Origin of the sequence: Stenotrophomonas sp. Sm2128 (genome assembly GCF_030985535.1) — a bacterium.
GTDB lineage: Bacteria > Pseudomonadota > Gammaproteobacteria > Xanthomonadales > Xanthomonadaceae > Stenotrophomonas > Stenotrophomonas maltophilia.
The window spans coordinates 1-15,252 of record NZ_JAPTFQ010000038.1; the positions used below are offsets into that span (position 1 = coordinate 1).

The following is a 15,252-nucleotide window of genomic DNA, read 5'->3' on the forward strand; positions in this document are numbered from 1 at the left end:
AAGAGGAAGGGGTGGGTGCCGACCGTTGGTCGGCACACCGATCAGATCGGGTTGGCGTCCAGGAACGCGCGGATCTCCGGCACCAGCACCTCGTGCTTGTCTTCCAGCACGTAATGCCCGGCGTCCTCGAACGCATGTACCTGGGCCCGCGGCAGCGCGGCCTGGAAGCCCTTCAGGAAGTGGTGGTCGAACACGAAGTCGCGCAGGCCCCAGCCGAGGAAGGCCGGCCGGTCGGCGAACGACGGCAGCGCCTTGCCGGCACGCTCCAGCAGCGACCACGCCTTGTCGGCCGGCGACAGCGGGATGTCCTGCATGAAGCGGATGGTGCTGATGCGGTTGGCCCAGCTGTTGTACGGCGACACGTAGGCGCGGCGCACGTCGGCCGGCATCTTCCGCTCCACGCCCAGCCACGAGGCACCGGAGGAGAACGCGTTGAAGGTGCGGATGATCCACTCGCCGATCTTCCAGTGGCGGCCCAGCGCGATCTGCCACGGCATCTTCTTCGCCGCCGGCATCGGGAATGCAGCGGTATTGAGCACCACCAGGCGCTTGACCTGGTCGTGGTGCGACAGCGCCCAGCCGAAACCGATCATGCCGCCCCAGTCGTGCACCGCCAGGGTCACCGGGCCGGTGATGCCCAGATGCTTGAGCAGCGCATCGAGGTCGTCAACGCGCGACTGCAGCGTGTACTCGTAGCGGCTGTCATCGGGCTTGTCCGACAGGCCCATGCCGATGTGGTCCGGCACGATGCAGCGGTACGTGTCCGACAGGCCGGCGACCAGCGTGCGCCAGTAATAGCTCCACGACGGGTTGCCGTGCACCATCACCACCACTTCGCCGTCGCGCGGGCCTTCGTCGAGATAGTTCATCGACAGGCCGGGGCGTACCTCGAAGCGCTGCGGGTGGGCGGGGTAACCGGGAAGCTGGGACATCGGATCGCACCTGTAGAAAGGGCCGGTAAACCGGCCCTTGAACACTTGGAAAAATCATCGCTGCCCGTCGTGCAGCAGGTCAGCGGTGACTCTTTTACCAGACCACTTCAGCCATCGAGCAGTTCAGGCCCGAGCCGATACCCAGAAGCGCGATGCGATCGCCCTTCTTCAGCTTGCCCAGCTGCTTGAGCTTGCTCAGCACGATCGGCACCGAGGCCGGGCCGATGTTGCCGTGCTCGCCGAAGATGGTCATGACCTTCTTCGGGTCGATGCCGAAGTTCTTGATGAACGCGGCGGTGTGCGGCTGGCTGACCTGGTGGATCACGAACTGGTCCAGCTCTTCCACGGCCCAGCCCAAGGCGATCTTGGCGGCGGTGAAGGTCTTCTGTGCCAGCTTGATGCCTTCGATCAGCAGCAGGCGGGTGTCGGTGACCATGCGGTCCAGGTTGCCCAGGCACAGCTGGTTCCACTCGGTGGCCGAGCGCGTCACGCCGCCCTTGTAGCGCGGGGCGTCCGGCACCAGCTCCGAGCGGGCCATCACCATCGCCGCGGCACCCGAACCGGTGGTCAGGGCGGCCAGCTCGTTGCGGAAATCGTCAGCGGTGACGTCCGGGGCGGTCATGCGCTCCAGGGTCTTCTCGTACACCAGGTTGGCGGTCTCGCCGTCCACCACCAGCGCGTAGTCGATGTCGCCGCGCTCGATCATGCGCGCGGCGATGTCCATGCCGTTGATGAAGGCCAGGCAGGCATTGGCGACGTCGAAGGTCATGCACTCGTCGCTGACGCCGAGGTTGCCCGAGACGATGGAGGCCGTGGACGGCTCCAGGTAGTCGCGGCTGACCGAGGTGTTGACCAGCAGGCCAACCTGCGTCGCATTGATGCCTGCGTCTTCCAGTGCCTTGCGGCCTGCCATGGTGGCAGCGTCGGACGCCAGCACGCCGTTGTCCCACAGGCGGCGCGCGTGGATGCCGGCGATGTCGCCGAGCACGTCGGTGCGGATACCCAGGCGATCCAACGTCGGCTGCAGGCGTTCGTTGATTTCCTTGGTGGTCAGCGTATGCGGCGCGTCGACGTGTGCCAGGCCGGCGATCGAGACATTCTTGAAGAGCATCGAGGTTAGCGCCAAGGCTCAGGCAAAAGGGGGCGCTATTCTATAACCCCCGGGGCCTTCACCGCATCTTTACGAATTCAGCCTTGGCCGTATGGTGAAGCGTTCAGCGCGGCGGGCACTGGAATGCGGCGAAGCGCTGGCTGCCATCGGCCGGGGCCGCGGCGGCCTGCACGGCATTGGCGCCGGCGCTCGGGGCCTCGTTGCGGGCCAGGGTTTCCAGCTCTTCCTGCACGCGCAGCGGGTTGCGGTTGTAGAAGCCGACCTTGCTCTTCACGGTCACCACCACCTCGCCCTTGGCGATGCAGCCAGCGGGAACCGGGCCTGCCGGCAGCACGCGGGTCGCCTTGCCGGCCGGTTCGATCGGCACCCAGGTACAGGCGGTGACGGTGAGCAGCAGGGAGGAAAGCAGCAGAACGCGCATGGGCAGATCCTGGAAGGGTATGGAGGGATTCTGCCTGAACCGCCTGAATCGGGGGTAGCCGGTGGGGGGACGGATCCCCCGCAGGGGGTTGTGACCCCGCCTTCGGGTCACGGCGTTGCCGGCCGCTTCGGTCTGCTTGAGATCACCCACCACCACCCAGGTCAGCGCCTGCGGCTTGATCTCGGCGGCGGCCTGCTGCACCTGCGCCGGGGTCATCGCCTCGATCTCGGCCTTGCGGCGCAGCACGTAGTCGTCCGGACGCTTGAACTGCACGATCGAACCGATGGTCGAGGCGACCGCGCTGGCGGTCTCGTAGGCACCGGGCAGGCTCAGGGTCTGGATGTTGCGGATGCGGTTGACCTCGGCGGCGGTGGCCGGCTTGCTGCCATCGGCGAACGCGGCGATTTCCTTGCGCATTTCCGCCATCGCCGGGCCGGTCTTGTCGATCTGCACCGGCGCGCTGGCCATCCACGGGCGCTGGCCCACCGAGTTGATCGCGCTGCTGCGCGCACCGTACGACCAGTGCTTGTCCTCACGCAGGTTCATGTTCAGGCGCGAGGTGAAGTCGCCGCCGATCACGCCGTTGGCAATATCGAAGCGGGTCGAGCTGGTGGCGCTGGACGGCGCCACCACCTGCCCTGCGAACAGGTTGGCCTGCACCGCACCCGGCTGGTCGATCAGGAACACGCGCGGGCCCTTCGGCAATGCCACGTCGGTGGCGGCCTTCACCTGCGGGGCGTCGCCCGCAGCCTTCCAGTCGCCCAGCTGCTTGTCCAGCAACGGCACGATCTCGGCCAGGGTGGTGTCACCGACCACGATCAGGGTGCCGTTCTGCGGCCGCAGCCAGTCGTGGTGGAAGTCGACCAGGTCTTCGCGGGTCAGGCCGTTGATCGCTGCTTCGTCACCGCTGCCGGTGAACGGAATGGCATACGGGTGGCCCTTGCCGTACAGCAGCGGCGGCAGCACGCGCATCGCCACCGCACCCGGGTTGACCTTCTCCTGCTGGATGCCGGCAATCCAGCTCGCCTTGACCCGGTCGATCTCGCCCTGCTCGAAGCGCGGTTCGCGCAGCAGGTCCCGATACAGCGCCAGCGACGGTGCCAGGTTTTCCTTCAGCGCCGACAGGTCCACGCTCATGGAGTCCAGGCCGGCCGAGGCATCCAGGCTGGCGCCCAGTGCGTCAGCAGCATCGGCGAAGGCCAGCGAGCCGAGCTTGCCGGCGCCTTCGGTCATCAGGCTCATGGTGAAGTTGGCGGTGCCCGGCTTGCGGCCCTGGTCGGCGCTGAAGCCACCCGGGAACTGGTAGCTGAACTGCACCACCGGAATCTCGTGGCGCTCGGCCAGGATCACCTGGGTGCCGTTCTTCAGCGTGGCGCGCTGCAGCGCCGGGAACTTCAGCTGCGGGAACTCGCGGGTCTGCGGTACGCCGGCCTTGCGGTCCACCTGCTCGGGCAGCGTGCTGTACTTGGGATCCACCGCCGGCACGCTGAACGGCTTCGGCGCCTGGCTCGGGTCTTCCTTCAGCGCCACGCGCTCACCCGGTGCAATCACCAGGGTGTGGCTGCCCTTGTCCAGCCACTGCGCGCCCAGACGGCTCAGATCAGCAGCACTGGCCTTCTCGATGTTGGCCAGCGAGGTGCGGAAGCAGCCCGGGTCGCCGGTGAACACCGCGCACTCGGCCAGTGCGTCGGCCTTGCCGCCGAAGCCGCCGATGCGTTCGATGCCGCGGATGAAACCGGCGCGGGCACCGGTCTTGGCGCGTTCCAGCTCGGCCGCGGTCGGGCCCTGCTTGATCAGCCGGTCCAGTTCCTCGTCGATGATCTTCTCGACCTTGGCAGGGTCCTGGCCCTGCTTGACCGTCGCCATGATCACGAAGTTCGAACCCAGCTGCGACGTCGACAGGCCTGCCGCGATGCTGTCCACCAGCTTGTCCTGGTGCTGCAGGCGCTGGCTCAGCCGCGAGGACTTGGCACCGCCCAGTACCTGCGCGAACAGCTGCAGCTGATCGACCTCGGTGGTACCGACCTGCGGCACGTTCCAGGCGCGGTAGATACGCGCCTGCGGCACCTTGTCGGTCATCGTCTCGCGCGTGTCGGCGCTGCGCTTGGCCACGTTCACCGCCGGCTGCGCCATGGTCGGGCCGGCCGGGATGCTGCCGAAGTACTTGCCAACCTTTTCCTTGGCGGTGGCCAGGTCGATGTCGCCAGCCAGCACCAGCACGGCGTTGTTCGGGCCGTACCAGGTGCGGAACCAGGTCTTCACGTCATCCAGCGACGCCGCGTTCAGATCGTTCATCGAACCGATCACGCCGTGGTGGTACGGGTGGCCAACTGGATACAGCGCCTTGTTGAGCTGGTCCCAGGCCTGGCCGTAGGGCTGGTTCTCGCCCTGGCGCTTCTCGTTCTGCACCACGCCACGCTGCTCGTCCAGCGCCGCCTGGTCGATCGCACCGACCAGATGGCCCATGCGGTCCGATTCCATCCACAGCGCCATGTCCAGCGCAGTGGTGGGCACGTTCTCGAAGTAGTTGGTGCGGTCGGTATTGGTGGTGCCGTTCTGGTTGGTGGCGCCGACCTGCTTGAACGGCTCGAAGAACTCGCCGTCGTGGTTTTCGCTGCCCTGGAACATCAGGTGTTCGAACAGGTGCGCGAAGCCGGTGCGGCCGGCCGGTTCGTCCTTGCTGCCGACGTGATACCAGACGTTGACCGCGACGATCGGCGCCTTGCGATCGGTGTGCACGATCACGCGCAGGCCGTTGGGCAGGGTGAACTGCTCATACGGGATATCGACCTTGGCCGGTGCGGCCGGCTTTGCCGCCAACGCATGGGAAGGCACAAGCGTGCCCAGGGCGGTGCTGAGGGCAACGGCCAGCAGCGCAGTGCGCGGGCGAAGGGCGAGAGACATATCCGGATCCTTGGTCACATAGGTGAACCCCGATCCTAGCGTGCGCGCGCAACGGCAGGAATCGGTCGCCAGTCACTGGGGGTGTTTGCCCCTGTGCGCCATCCGCAGCGCCGATCTGCCCTGTCCGAGCCGTCACAAGCACCCGCCAGCAACGTCCGGACAGTGTCCGCAGCACATCGAATGGACAGGTGTCCGCCCGCCGGACACTTTTCGATGATCATAAAACCCTTGCAAATCAATAATTAAAAGTTGGCACGGGGATTGCTTGGTAGTTCCTGCACCAGGAAGGGCTTCAGACAAAAGCTGACTGAAGACTGAACAAACGCAGGAAATCGAAAATTTTCCTTGCAAGCCCAGAATTGGTGTACTACCTTACTACAACACCACTGATCACCAACACTAAACAGGCCCCGTCATGAACGCCAAGACCATTGCCATCGCCATCGCCCTGATCGCCGGCACCGCGGTTGTTTCGTCGGTGCAGGCCTCCGAATCCATCAAGACCCTGTCCACCGTGCAGGTTCGTCCGGCCGCCGACCAGCTGGCCCAGCAGGCCTGGGAACAGGCCAGCGGCATCCCGACCCTGGCCACCGTGGAAGTGCGCCCAAGTGCCGACCAGCTGGCCGAGCGCAGCGGCTACGTCGCCGCCCCGGTGGCCGCCGCGATGCCGATCACCACCCTGGCCTCGGTGGAAGTGCGCCCGAGCCTGGAGCAGCGCGTCGCCCTGGCCGCCGAGCTGGAAGCCCAGCGCTACGCCGCGACCCTGGCTGCCGCCGCCACCAGCGTCGCCAACCAGGTGATCGTCAACCTGCCGGCCCTGCAGGTGCGTCCGAGCGCCGCCGACCTGCAGGCCCTGGCCACCGAAACCGCCCAGGTCCTGCTGCGCCCGTAAGCGGTGCCGCCCTGCCTCGCGCAGGGCGTGCGCCGTAAAGGCGGCGGTCGTCGCAGGTACACTGCGCCGATGAATGCCGCGCCCCAGTTCCACGTGATCCTGTTCCAACCGGAAATCCCGCCCAACACGGGCAATGTGATCCGGCTCTGCGCCAACACCGGCGCGCAGCTGCACCTGGTCGAGCCGCTCGGCTTCGCACTGGAAGACAAGCAGCTCAAGCGCGCCGGCCTGGACTACCACGAGTATTCGCGCCTGCAGGTGCACCCCGACCTGGACACCGCGCTGGCGCGGATCGCACCGAAGCGGTTGTTCGCCCTCAGTACGCGTGCCAGCGTCCGCTATGACAGCGTGGCGTTCGAAGACGGTGATGCCTTCCTGTTCGGCCCGGAAAGCCGCGGCCTGCCGCAGGACGTGCTCGATGCCTTGCCCGATGGCCGCCGCCTGCGCCTGCCGATGCGGCCGGACAACCGCAGCCTCAATCTTTCCAACACCGTTGCCGTGGTGATGTACGAGGCGTGGCGGCAGCATGGGTTTGCCGGCGGCGCGTAACGCCACGCGTCTCTCTTCTGCCTGGTCGTTGCTGTGGCGGGCGCATGCGTTCATGGGCGTTACTTTTCTTTCCGCGCGGAAAGAAAAGTAACCAAAAGAAACGCGCCGCCATCCGCGAGCCGGCGCTGCGCACCGGTGCCCTGCGCTCCTCGGCCCGCCGGGGGACGGCGCGGAACTCGCTGCGCTCAGACACCCGCGCCTCTTCGCCCCCGCCGGACCTGCGGTGCTCGGCTCGCTTCAAGGCGGACCCAACAGCCGCGCGGTACAGGCTGTCCTTGAACCCATCTCGGTAGGGTGCGCGGTTCGGTACACCGATCGCTCGCCTGCGAATACGCTACTGGGCAATGCCGGCCAGCGGCCGGCACTACCGGTGCACTCAGAACGCGTTGATGCCGGTCAGTTCGCGGCCGATCACCAGCTGGTGCACGGTCTCGGTGCCTTCATAGGTGATCACCGATTCCAGGTTCAGCGCGTGCCGGATCGCCACGTGTTCGGTGGTGATGCCGGCGCCACCCAGCAGGTCACGGCATTCGCGGGCGATGTCGATCGCCATGCGGCAGTTGTTCCACTTGGCCAGGCTGACCTGCTGCGGCTGCAGCTGGCCGGCTTCCTTCAGGCGGCCCAGCTGCAGGGCCAGCAGCTGCGCGGTGGTGATGCGGCGGGCCATCTCGGCCAGCTTGATCTGCGCGCTCTGCGTGGCCGCCAGCGGGCGACCGAACAGCACGCGCTCCTTGGCATAACCCAGCGCTTCATCCAGGCAGGCAATCGCCGCACCGATGGGGCCCCAGCTGATGCCATAGCGGGCCTGGGTCAGGCAGCCCAGCGGCCCCTTCAGGCCCTTCACGTTCGGCAGCCGGTGGCTGTCAGGCACGCGCACGTCATCGAAGAACAGCGCCCCGGTCAGCGATGCGCGCAGGCTCATCTTGTGCTTGATCTCCTGCGTGGTGAAGCCGGCCATGCCCTTTTCCAGCACGAAACCCTGGATGCCGTCCTCGGTCTGCGCCCAGACGATGGCCAGGTCGGCCACCGGGCCGCTGGTGATCCACATCTTGCTGCCGCTGATGCGCCAGTCGCTGCCGTCGCGCACCGCGCGGGTCTTCATGCTGGCCGGATCGGAACCCCCATGCGCCTCGGTCAGGCCGAAGCAGCCGATCAGTTCGCCGCGCGCCATCGCCGGCAGCCACTGCTGGCGCTGTTCCTCGCTGCCATAGGCGTAGATCGGGTACATGCACAGCGAGCTCTGCACCGAGACGAAGCTGCGCAGGCCCGAATCGCCGCGCTCCAGCTCCTGGCAGATCAGGCCGTAGCTGACCGCGCCGAGGCCACCACCGCCGTACTCGGTCGGCAGGGTCGCACCGAGCAGGCCCAGTGACGCGATCTCCGGCACCAGTTCATCGGGGAAGCGGGCCTGGTCGAAGGCATCGCCGATGATCGGCAGCACGCGCTCGTTGGTGAAACGGGCGACGCTCTCCTGCACCGCGCGCTCTTCCTCGTTGAGCAGGGAACGGACATCGAACAGATCGTACGGATGCAAAGCCATGGCACTCACGCGCAGTCAGGACCGGGCCATTGTCGGTCATCCGCAAGCATCGCGTCTGGTAGGTGTGGACCTTGGTCCACGGATGCGGGTCCGGGCGGTGAAACAATGTGCCAACCAAGGTTGGCACCTACCCGGCCGCGAGCATTACGCTGCACCGCAGCAATCATGACGTGAACATCGGCGATCTAGCTCGATCACGCGCGTCCCGGTACCCTGACACATTCAAACAACCGTTTCGCCCGTGGCCGCACGCGCGATTCCCAGGCACCGCCGGTGGCCCCGATGCCGGCCCTACCCACGAGTCATGCAATCGATGAGCGCTGAAGCCAACGCCCTGCCCCCGCGTGAAGTAATGGAATTCGACGTGGTGATCGTCGGCGCCGGCCCCGCCGGCCTGGCCACCGCGATCCGCCTGCGCCAGCGCGCGATCGAAGCCGGCCGCGAATTGTCGGTGTGCGTGCTGGAGAAGGGGTCCGAACCAGGCGCGCACGTGCTGTCCGGCGCGGTGATGGATCCGCGCGCGCTGACCGAACTGTTCCCGGACTGGGCCGAGCGTGGCGCACCGCTGAAGCAGAAGGTCACCCGCGACGAATTCCTGTTCCTCAGCGAAACCGGCGCACGCAGCACGCCCAACGCGCTGCTGCCGGAGTGCTTCCACAACGAAGGCAACTACATCATCAGCCTGGGCGAAGTGACCCGCTGGCTGGCGCAGCAGGCCGAGGCGCTGGAAGTGGCGATCTTCCCCGGCTTCGCCGCCGCCGAGGTGCTGTACGGCGACACCGGCGAAGTGATCGGCGTGGCCACCGGCGACATGGGCATCGAGAAGGACGGCAGCATCGGCCCGGCCTTCGAGCGCGGCATGGCGCTGCACGCCAGGTACACGATCTTCGCCGAAGGCGCACGCGGCCACCTGGGCCGCCAGCTGATCGCCCGCTACAAGCTGGACGAAGGCAAGGACCCGCAGGCCTACGGCATCGGCATCAAGGAACTGTGGCAGATCGACCCGGCCAAGCATGAGCCGGGCCTGGTGGTGCATGCCGCCGGCTGGCCGCTGGACAGCGACACCTACGGCGGCGCGTTCCTGTACCACGCCGACGGCGGCAAGGTCGCCATCGGCTACGTGGTCGGCCTGGACTACAGGAACCCGTGGCTGAGCCCGTTTGAAGAGTTCCAGCGTTTCAAGACCCATCCGTCCATCCGCAAGCACCTGGAGGGTGGCACCCGCATCGGTTACGGCGCGCGTGCGATCACCGCCGGTGGCCTGTTGTCGCTGCCGAAGACGGTGTTCCCCGGTGGCGCGCTGGTCGGCTGCGAGGCCGGCTACCTCAACGCCAGCCGCATCAAGGGCAGCCACGCCGCGATCAAGACCGGCATGCTGTGCGCCGACGCCGCGTTCGATGCACTGGCCGCCGACCGCCAGCACGATGAACTGAGTGCCTACCCGACGGCGTTCGAAGCCAGCTGGCTGTTCACCGAACTGCAGCAGGCCAAGAACTTCAAGCAGTGGTTCAAGAAGGGCCAGACCGTGGCCACGCTGATGACCGGCGTGGAGCAGTGGCTGCTTCCCAAGCTGGGCGTGCGCAACCCGCCGTGGACCCTGCACCGCACCCAGCCCGACCACGCCTGCCTGGAACCGGCGGCCAAGCACACCCGCATCGCCTACCCGAAGCCGGATGGCGTGCTGACCTTCGACCGGCTCAGCTCGGTGTTCCTGAGCAGCACCAACCACGACGAGAACCAGCCCAGCCACCTGACGCTGAAGGACCCGAGCATTCCGGTGAAGGTGAACCTGGCCGAGTACGCAGGCCCGGAAGCGCGCTACTGCCCGGCCGGCGTGTACGAGTTCGTCGGCGAAGCCGACAGCGCGCGCCTGCAGATCAACGCGCAGAACTGCGTGCACTGCAAGACCTGCGACATCAAGGACCCCACCCAGAACATCGTGTGGGTGACCCCGCAGGGCGGCGGGGGCCCGAACTACTCGGGCATGTGAACGCCACGGGCTGCGACCGAGCGTCGCAGCCCGTCGCTTGCCACGCACCGCTATCCTGCCCGCCCATGCGTGCATCATTCCTGCTCATCGCTGTTGCCGTGGCCCTGGCCGCCACGGCCTGCCAGCGCCCGCCTGCAGCGCCCGCCACGCCGGAACAGGCGCAGCAGCAGGCCATGCAACGCGCGTTCGAGTTGTGTGCCGGCTGCCACACCGTGCAGCCTGGCGGCATCCACCGCTTCGGCCCGAACCTGCACGGCGTGATCGGCCGTCGCGCCGGCAGCCTGCCCGACTACGGCTATTCCGACGGCATGCGCCGCGCCGACATCACCTGGTCCGCGCAGACCCTGGATGCGTTCCTGCAGTCACCCACCCATGTTGTACCGGGCACACGCATGTACAACGCCTTCCCCAGCGCCGAACGACGTGCGCTGGTGATCGCCTACCTGCAGCAGCAGTCGGCTCAGTGAGCCAGGCGCTGCAACTGCTGTTGCAGCCGCGCCACGAATGCCGCCACCGCGGTGAACAACGGCACCGGATCGGTCTCGGCCGCATCCTGCAGGCGCTCGACCAGTGCATTGGCCTGCGCGGCCAGCACCGTCGCTCCCACCGCGCCCAAGCCACCGGCCTGGCGATGCAGGTGCAGCGCGGCAGCCTCACGGTCGCCGGCCTCCAGCGCGCGCTGCACAGCGGCCAGGTCACCTGCACTGGCCTGCAGCAGGCTGTCGCGCAACTGCTCGGCCACCGCACGTGAGCCGAAGCGCCGCTGCAGGCTGTCCAGATCGGGCAGCGTCCTGTCATCGACGGCAGCGGACTCGGCCAGCGGCTCCTCGAACCGTTGCCCCTGCGCCTGCGGCAACCAGCGCAGCAGTGCCGCGCGCAGTGTCGCCAATGACAATGGCTTGGCCAGCACCTCATCCATCCCGGCTTCACGGCAACGACGTGCATCGTCGTCCAGCACGCTGGCGGTCAGCGCCAGTACGGTCAGCCGCGGCTGGCCGTTGCGGCCTTCGCGTTCGCGCAGCAGGCGGGTGAAGGCGAAACCATCCAGTACCGGCATCCGGCAATCGGTAATGACCAGATCAAAGTGCTCCGATGCCAGGCGATCCAGCCCCTGCTGGCCATCGCCGACCAGCACATGCGGCACACCCAGCTGCTGCAGCCGCCAGGCCATCATCGCCTGGTTGGTCGGATGATCTTCGATCACCAGCACGCGTGCCTGGCGCAGTGCGGGCGGCAGCAGCGCCGCCTGTTCCTGCTCGGCGACCAGCGCTTCAACATCACTGCTGCCGGCTTCCACCAGCGACAGCCGCACCTCGGCGCGGGTGCCCTCGCCCAGCGTGCTGTGCAGTTCCAGCTCGCCGTCCATCATCTGCACCAGGCGCTGGCAGATGCTCAGGCCCAGGCCGGTTCCACCATGGTCGCGCTGGATGTACGCACCGGCCTGGGTGAACGGCGCAAACAGGTGCTGCAACTGTTCCGGTGCGATGCCGATGCCGGTATCGGTGACGCTCAGGCACAGCGGCTGGCTGCCGTCTTCGGCGGTCGGCCCCAGCACTTCCAGCTGCAGCCGCACTTCGCCGCGCACGGTGAACTTGATGGCGTTGCTGAGCAGGTTGAACACGATCTGGCGCAGGCGCACGCCATCCACTTCGTGCGCGGCTGCCAGCTGCGGATCAATCTGCACGTGCAGGTCCAGCCCACGTGCACTGGCCTGCGCCGACAACAACCGGCACACGCTTTCCAGCAACGGCCGCAGCGGCTGCGGTACCGGCTCCAGCCGCAATGCGTTGGCCTCCAGCCGCGAGTAGTCAAGGATGTCGTCAAGGATCTGCCGGAGCATCTGCGCCGAATCCTCGATCACGCCAAGGATGCGTTTCTGCTCTGCATCCAGCGGTAAGTGCGCCAGCACTTCCAGCATCCCCAGCACGCCACTCATCGGCGTGCGGATCTCATGGCTCATGGTGGCCAGGAAGCGGGATTTCGCTTCGGCCGCCTGCTCGGCCTCGGCCTTGGCTGCGGTCAGGGCATCCGCTTGTGCACGAGCCTCGCTGGCATCCACCCAGTAGCCACTCCAGGTCACCACACCGGCTTCGGCGGCATAGGGTTGCGCCTGGGTGCGCACCCAACGCGGGCCTGCTCCATTGCCCCGCAGGCGGAATTCCAGCATGAGCGGTGCGAACTGGTGCGCGGCCTGTTCGACCGCCTGCAGGATGCGCGCGCGATCGTCCTCTTCGACGCGTTCCAGCAACATTGTGGCGTCCTGCTCAGCCTGCTGCCGGGTGATCCCGAACAGCGCCTGGAGGTCACCGGCAATGAACGGGAAGCGGAGCGTGCCATCAACCTCGCGACGGGCCTGGTAGACCACGGCAGGCAGGTTGTCGGTCACTTCGGCCAGGCGCTGTTCCAGCTGGCGGCGCCCGGCCACCTCGCGGCGCAGGCGCCAGTAGCCGATGCCATGCACCAGCAGCGCGGTCAGCAGCACCAGCAGCAGCGGTACACCCCAGCGCAGCGTGCTTCGCCAGTCGATGCCGTTGTGGTACTCCACCGCCAGCCAGTCGCCGCGCAGCGCTTCGCGCTCGCGTGGCGTCATCTGCAGCAGCAAGCGATCGAAGGTCGTGGCGAGCGCCGCATGCCGGCGCTCCACGGCCAGTGCCAGCTGGTCGTTGAAGCCCGCGGGCGCGGCAACCTGCAGGCGCCCCGGGAAACGCGTGCGCAGCAGGTGGTCGACCAGGGCCAGATTGCCCACGTAGGCGTCGGCCTCACCATCGATCAGGCGTTGCATGGCCTGTTCGGCGCTGCGCGCGGCGACGATCCTGGCCTGCGGCGCCTGCTGCAGCACGTAACCGCGTACGCGCTCCGGATCCGACAGCAGTACGCGCTTGTCCTGGAGGTCGGACAGGCCCAGCAGCGCCGGGCTGTCGTGGCGGCTGACGATCACGTTCGGCACGCTGATGAAGGGTTGGCTGTACACCCAGTCCGGGCCCAGATAGTGCGAATCGACCGGAATGCCCATCACCGCCTGCAGCTCGCCGCGGCGCGCCTTCTCGCGCACCTCGTACCAGTCATGGCTGTTCTGCGCCTGCAGGTTGGCACCGGCCTGCATCAGCCTGGCCAGGTACTCGCTGGCCAGGCCGCTGGGCCTGCCATCCTCGTCGGCGAACGACAATGGGGCGGCGTTTGGCGCGAAGCCGATCTTCAACGGCTGCTGCAGAACCCGCTTCTCGGCCTGGCTGAGCGCCAGCTGCGCCGATGCCGACCACTGCGGCAGGGGCAGCCAGCGTTGTGCCAGTGCATCGCGCTGGGCCTGGCTGGTCGCGGCCAGCGCCAGGTCCAGCGCTTCGGCCAGCGGTTGCTTGCTGTTGGGAACGCCGAAGTGCATCCGTTCGGGAGGCAGGTCGCTCGGACGCAGCAGGACGACACCCTGCAGGTGCTGGCGTGCGATCAGTTCGGTGGCAACGTAGGCATTGCCTATGTAGACATCAGCTTTGTCGTCTCTGACCATCTGCAGCGCAGCCAACGAGCTGTTTGCGACAAGCTGCACCGCACGCGGGAAACGTGCCCGCACCTGCGGTCCGGTCAGGAAATCCTGCTCGATGACCACCCGCAATCCGTCCAGGTCGGGCATGTTCGAAGCACGCAGATCGCCCGGCCTCCCCACCAGCGCCAACGGCGCCTCGCCATAGGCAGCGGTATAGACCATGCACTGGGTGCGGTCGGCACTGAGACCGACATTCATTACCACGTCGATCTCGCCACGACAGGCCGCATCCAGCACGGATGTCCAGTCGGAATAACGCCTCGCCTCGACCTTCACACCCAGCTGACGGGCGAGAAGCGACAGATAATCCGGCCCCAGGCCAACCTGCTGGCCATCACGGAGGGACTCGAACGGCGGCCAGCCGCTGTCATACTGGCCCACGACGATGCTTGGATGGGCGGCGAGGTACTCGCGCTGCAGGGGACTGAGCGGCAACAGCCCGGGCACTGCCTGTGCCAGCGCCACGGGCAGCACCAGCACGGCCAGCAGCAGGACCAGCCTGCGAACAGCCCAGCTACGCATCGGCGTCGATCTCCTAGAATCCTGACAGGGCCGCGATGGTCGCGGCCCGGCTTGCCCGGTGGCCATACTAGAGCAATGAGCTTGCGCATCATCATCGCAGACGACCACCCTGTGGTCCGTATCGGTACCCGCGCCGTCATCGAATCGAGCGGGGTCGGCCGCGTGGTCGGCGAGGCTGACAGCGCGCAGGCGCTGATGGCCCTGCTCGGCAGCCAACCCTGCGACCTGCTGGTGACCGACTATTCCATGCCGGGCAGCCCACAGGCCGACGGCTTCGCCATGATCGGCATGATCCGCCGCCGCTTCCCCGACCTGCCGGTGCTGATGCTCAGCGTCTCCAACAACCTGGCGATCCTGCGCATGGTGCTCGACAGCGGCGTGCTCGGCCTGGTCGACAAGAGCTCGTCGATGGACGAACTGCCGCAGGCCATCCAGGCGGTCTATCGGGGCCAGCCCTACATCAGCCGGAGCCTGCGTGAGCGGGTCGAGGCTGCGGGCAGCTGGCGCATGCGCGAGGGCGACGGCAAGCCGTTGTCGCCACGCGAGGTGGAAGTGCTGCGGCTGCTCGGCACCGGCATGACGGTGAAGGAGATCTCGCTGCAGCTGCACAAGAGCGTCAGCACCATCAGCCGGCAGAAAGGCGACGCCATGCTCAAACTGGGCCTGAAGGGCGACGCCGAATTGTTCGACTACCTGCGCGACGGCAAGATCTGAGAACCAGATCACACTGTAAGGGCATCTGTCACCGCCCTCTTTGACCGGCCGCCGTTCTGTGCCAAGATGACCCGGCATGGGTTTTCAATGCGAGGTCGAAGGAATCGACCGGCTCATGTCCTCGCTCCCGTCCCAGGTG

Annotated in this window: 10 protein-coding genes; 5 read left to right on the forward strand and 5 right to left on the reverse strand. The window is 67.1% G+C overall.

Annotated elements, in window-relative coordinates; translation table 11 throughout:
• Window positions 1-41 precede the first annotated feature (41 nt).
• The 3 genes from O0K41_RS12375 to O0K41_RS12385 all read right to left on the reverse strand — a co-directional run bounded on the left by O0K41_RS12375 (window position 42) and on the right by O0K41_RS12385 (window position 5,368).
• Window positions 42-932 (reverse strand): alpha/beta fold hydrolase, encoded by an 891-nt coding sequence (locus O0K41_RS12375; RefSeq protein WP_088435791.1) that lies wholly within the window; start codon window positions 930-932, stop codon window positions 42-44.
• 94 nt (window positions 933-1,026) lie between these two features.
• Window positions 1,027-2,043: a 3-oxoacyl-ACP synthase III gene (locus tag O0K41_RS12380; protein ID WP_004135358.1), complete on the reverse strand. Its 1,017-nt coding sequence runs from the start codon at window positions 2,041-2,043 to the stop codon at window positions 1,027-1,029.
• A 103-nt stretch (window positions 2,044-2,146) separates the two neighbouring features.
• Window positions 2,147-5,368 carry an insulinase family protein gene (locus O0K41_RS12385; RefSeq protein WP_308304510.1) on the reverse strand — a complete coding sequence of 1,074 codons (3,222 nt, stop codon included), beginning with the start codon at window positions 5,366-5,368 and terminating at the stop codon, window positions 2,147-2,149.
• A gap of 415 nt (window positions 5,369-5,783) precedes the next feature.
• Between O0K41_RS12385 and O0K41_RS12390 the strand changes: the two genes are divergently transcribed.
• Together O0K41_RS12390 and O0K41_RS12395 are read left to right on the forward strand one after the other, a co-directional pair.
• Window positions 5,784-6,260, forward strand: coding sequence for a hypothetical protein (locus O0K41_RS12390; RefSeq protein ID WP_005407626.1), 477 nt, complete (start codon window positions 5,784-5,786; stop codon window positions 6,258-6,260).
• A gap of 69 nt (window positions 6,261-6,329) precedes the next feature.
• Window positions 6,330-6,809: a tRNA (cytidine(34)-2'-O)-methyltransferase gene (locus O0K41_RS12395; protein ID WP_005407625.1), complete on the forward strand. Its 480-nt coding sequence runs from the start codon at window positions 6,330-6,332 to the stop codon at window positions 6,807-6,809.
• Window positions 6,810-7,185: 376 nt separating this feature from the next.
• Here O0K41_RS12395 and O0K41_RS12400 read toward each other — a convergent pair whose 3' ends face one another.
• On the reverse strand, window positions 7,186-8,349 hold the full coding sequence (locus O0K41_RS12400) for an acyl-CoA dehydrogenase family protein (protein ID WP_024956299.1): 1,164 nt from the start codon (window positions 8,347-8,349) through the stop codon (window positions 7,186-7,188).
• Window positions 8,350-8,662: 313 nt separating this feature from the next.
• Here O0K41_RS12400 and O0K41_RS12405 point away from each other — a divergent pair, with 313 nt between their 5' ends.
• Window positions 8,663-10,339: an electron transfer flavoprotein-ubiquinone oxidoreductase gene (locus O0K41_RS12405; protein WP_099605675.1), complete on the forward strand. Its 1,677-nt coding sequence runs from the start codon at window positions 8,663-8,665 to the stop codon at window positions 10,337-10,339.
• Window positions 10,340-10,404: 65 nt separating this feature from the next.
• Entirely contained in the window at window positions 10,405-10,806 is a 402-nt protein-coding gene (locus O0K41_RS12410; protein ID WP_005407622.1) for a c-type cytochrome, read from the forward strand.
• On the opposite strand, the gene O0K41_RS12415 is transcribed toward O0K41_RS12410, so the two are convergent.
• A complete protein-coding gene (locus tag O0K41_RS12415; RefSeq protein ID WP_308304511.1) occupies window positions 10,800-14,399 on the reverse strand; it encodes a transporter substrate-binding domain-containing protein in 3,600 nt (1,199 codons plus the stop codon). The genes O0K41_RS12410 and O0K41_RS12415 overlap by 7 nt on opposite strands.
• Window positions 14,400-14,474: 75 nt before the next feature.
• On the opposite strand from O0K41_RS12415, the gene O0K41_RS12420 reads away from it, so the two are divergent.
• Entirely contained in the window at window positions 14,475-15,113 is a 639-nt protein-coding gene (locus O0K41_RS12420; protein ID WP_005407620.1) for a response regulator transcription factor, read from the forward strand.
• The last annotated feature ends 139 nt before the right edge of the window (window positions 15,114-15,252 follow it).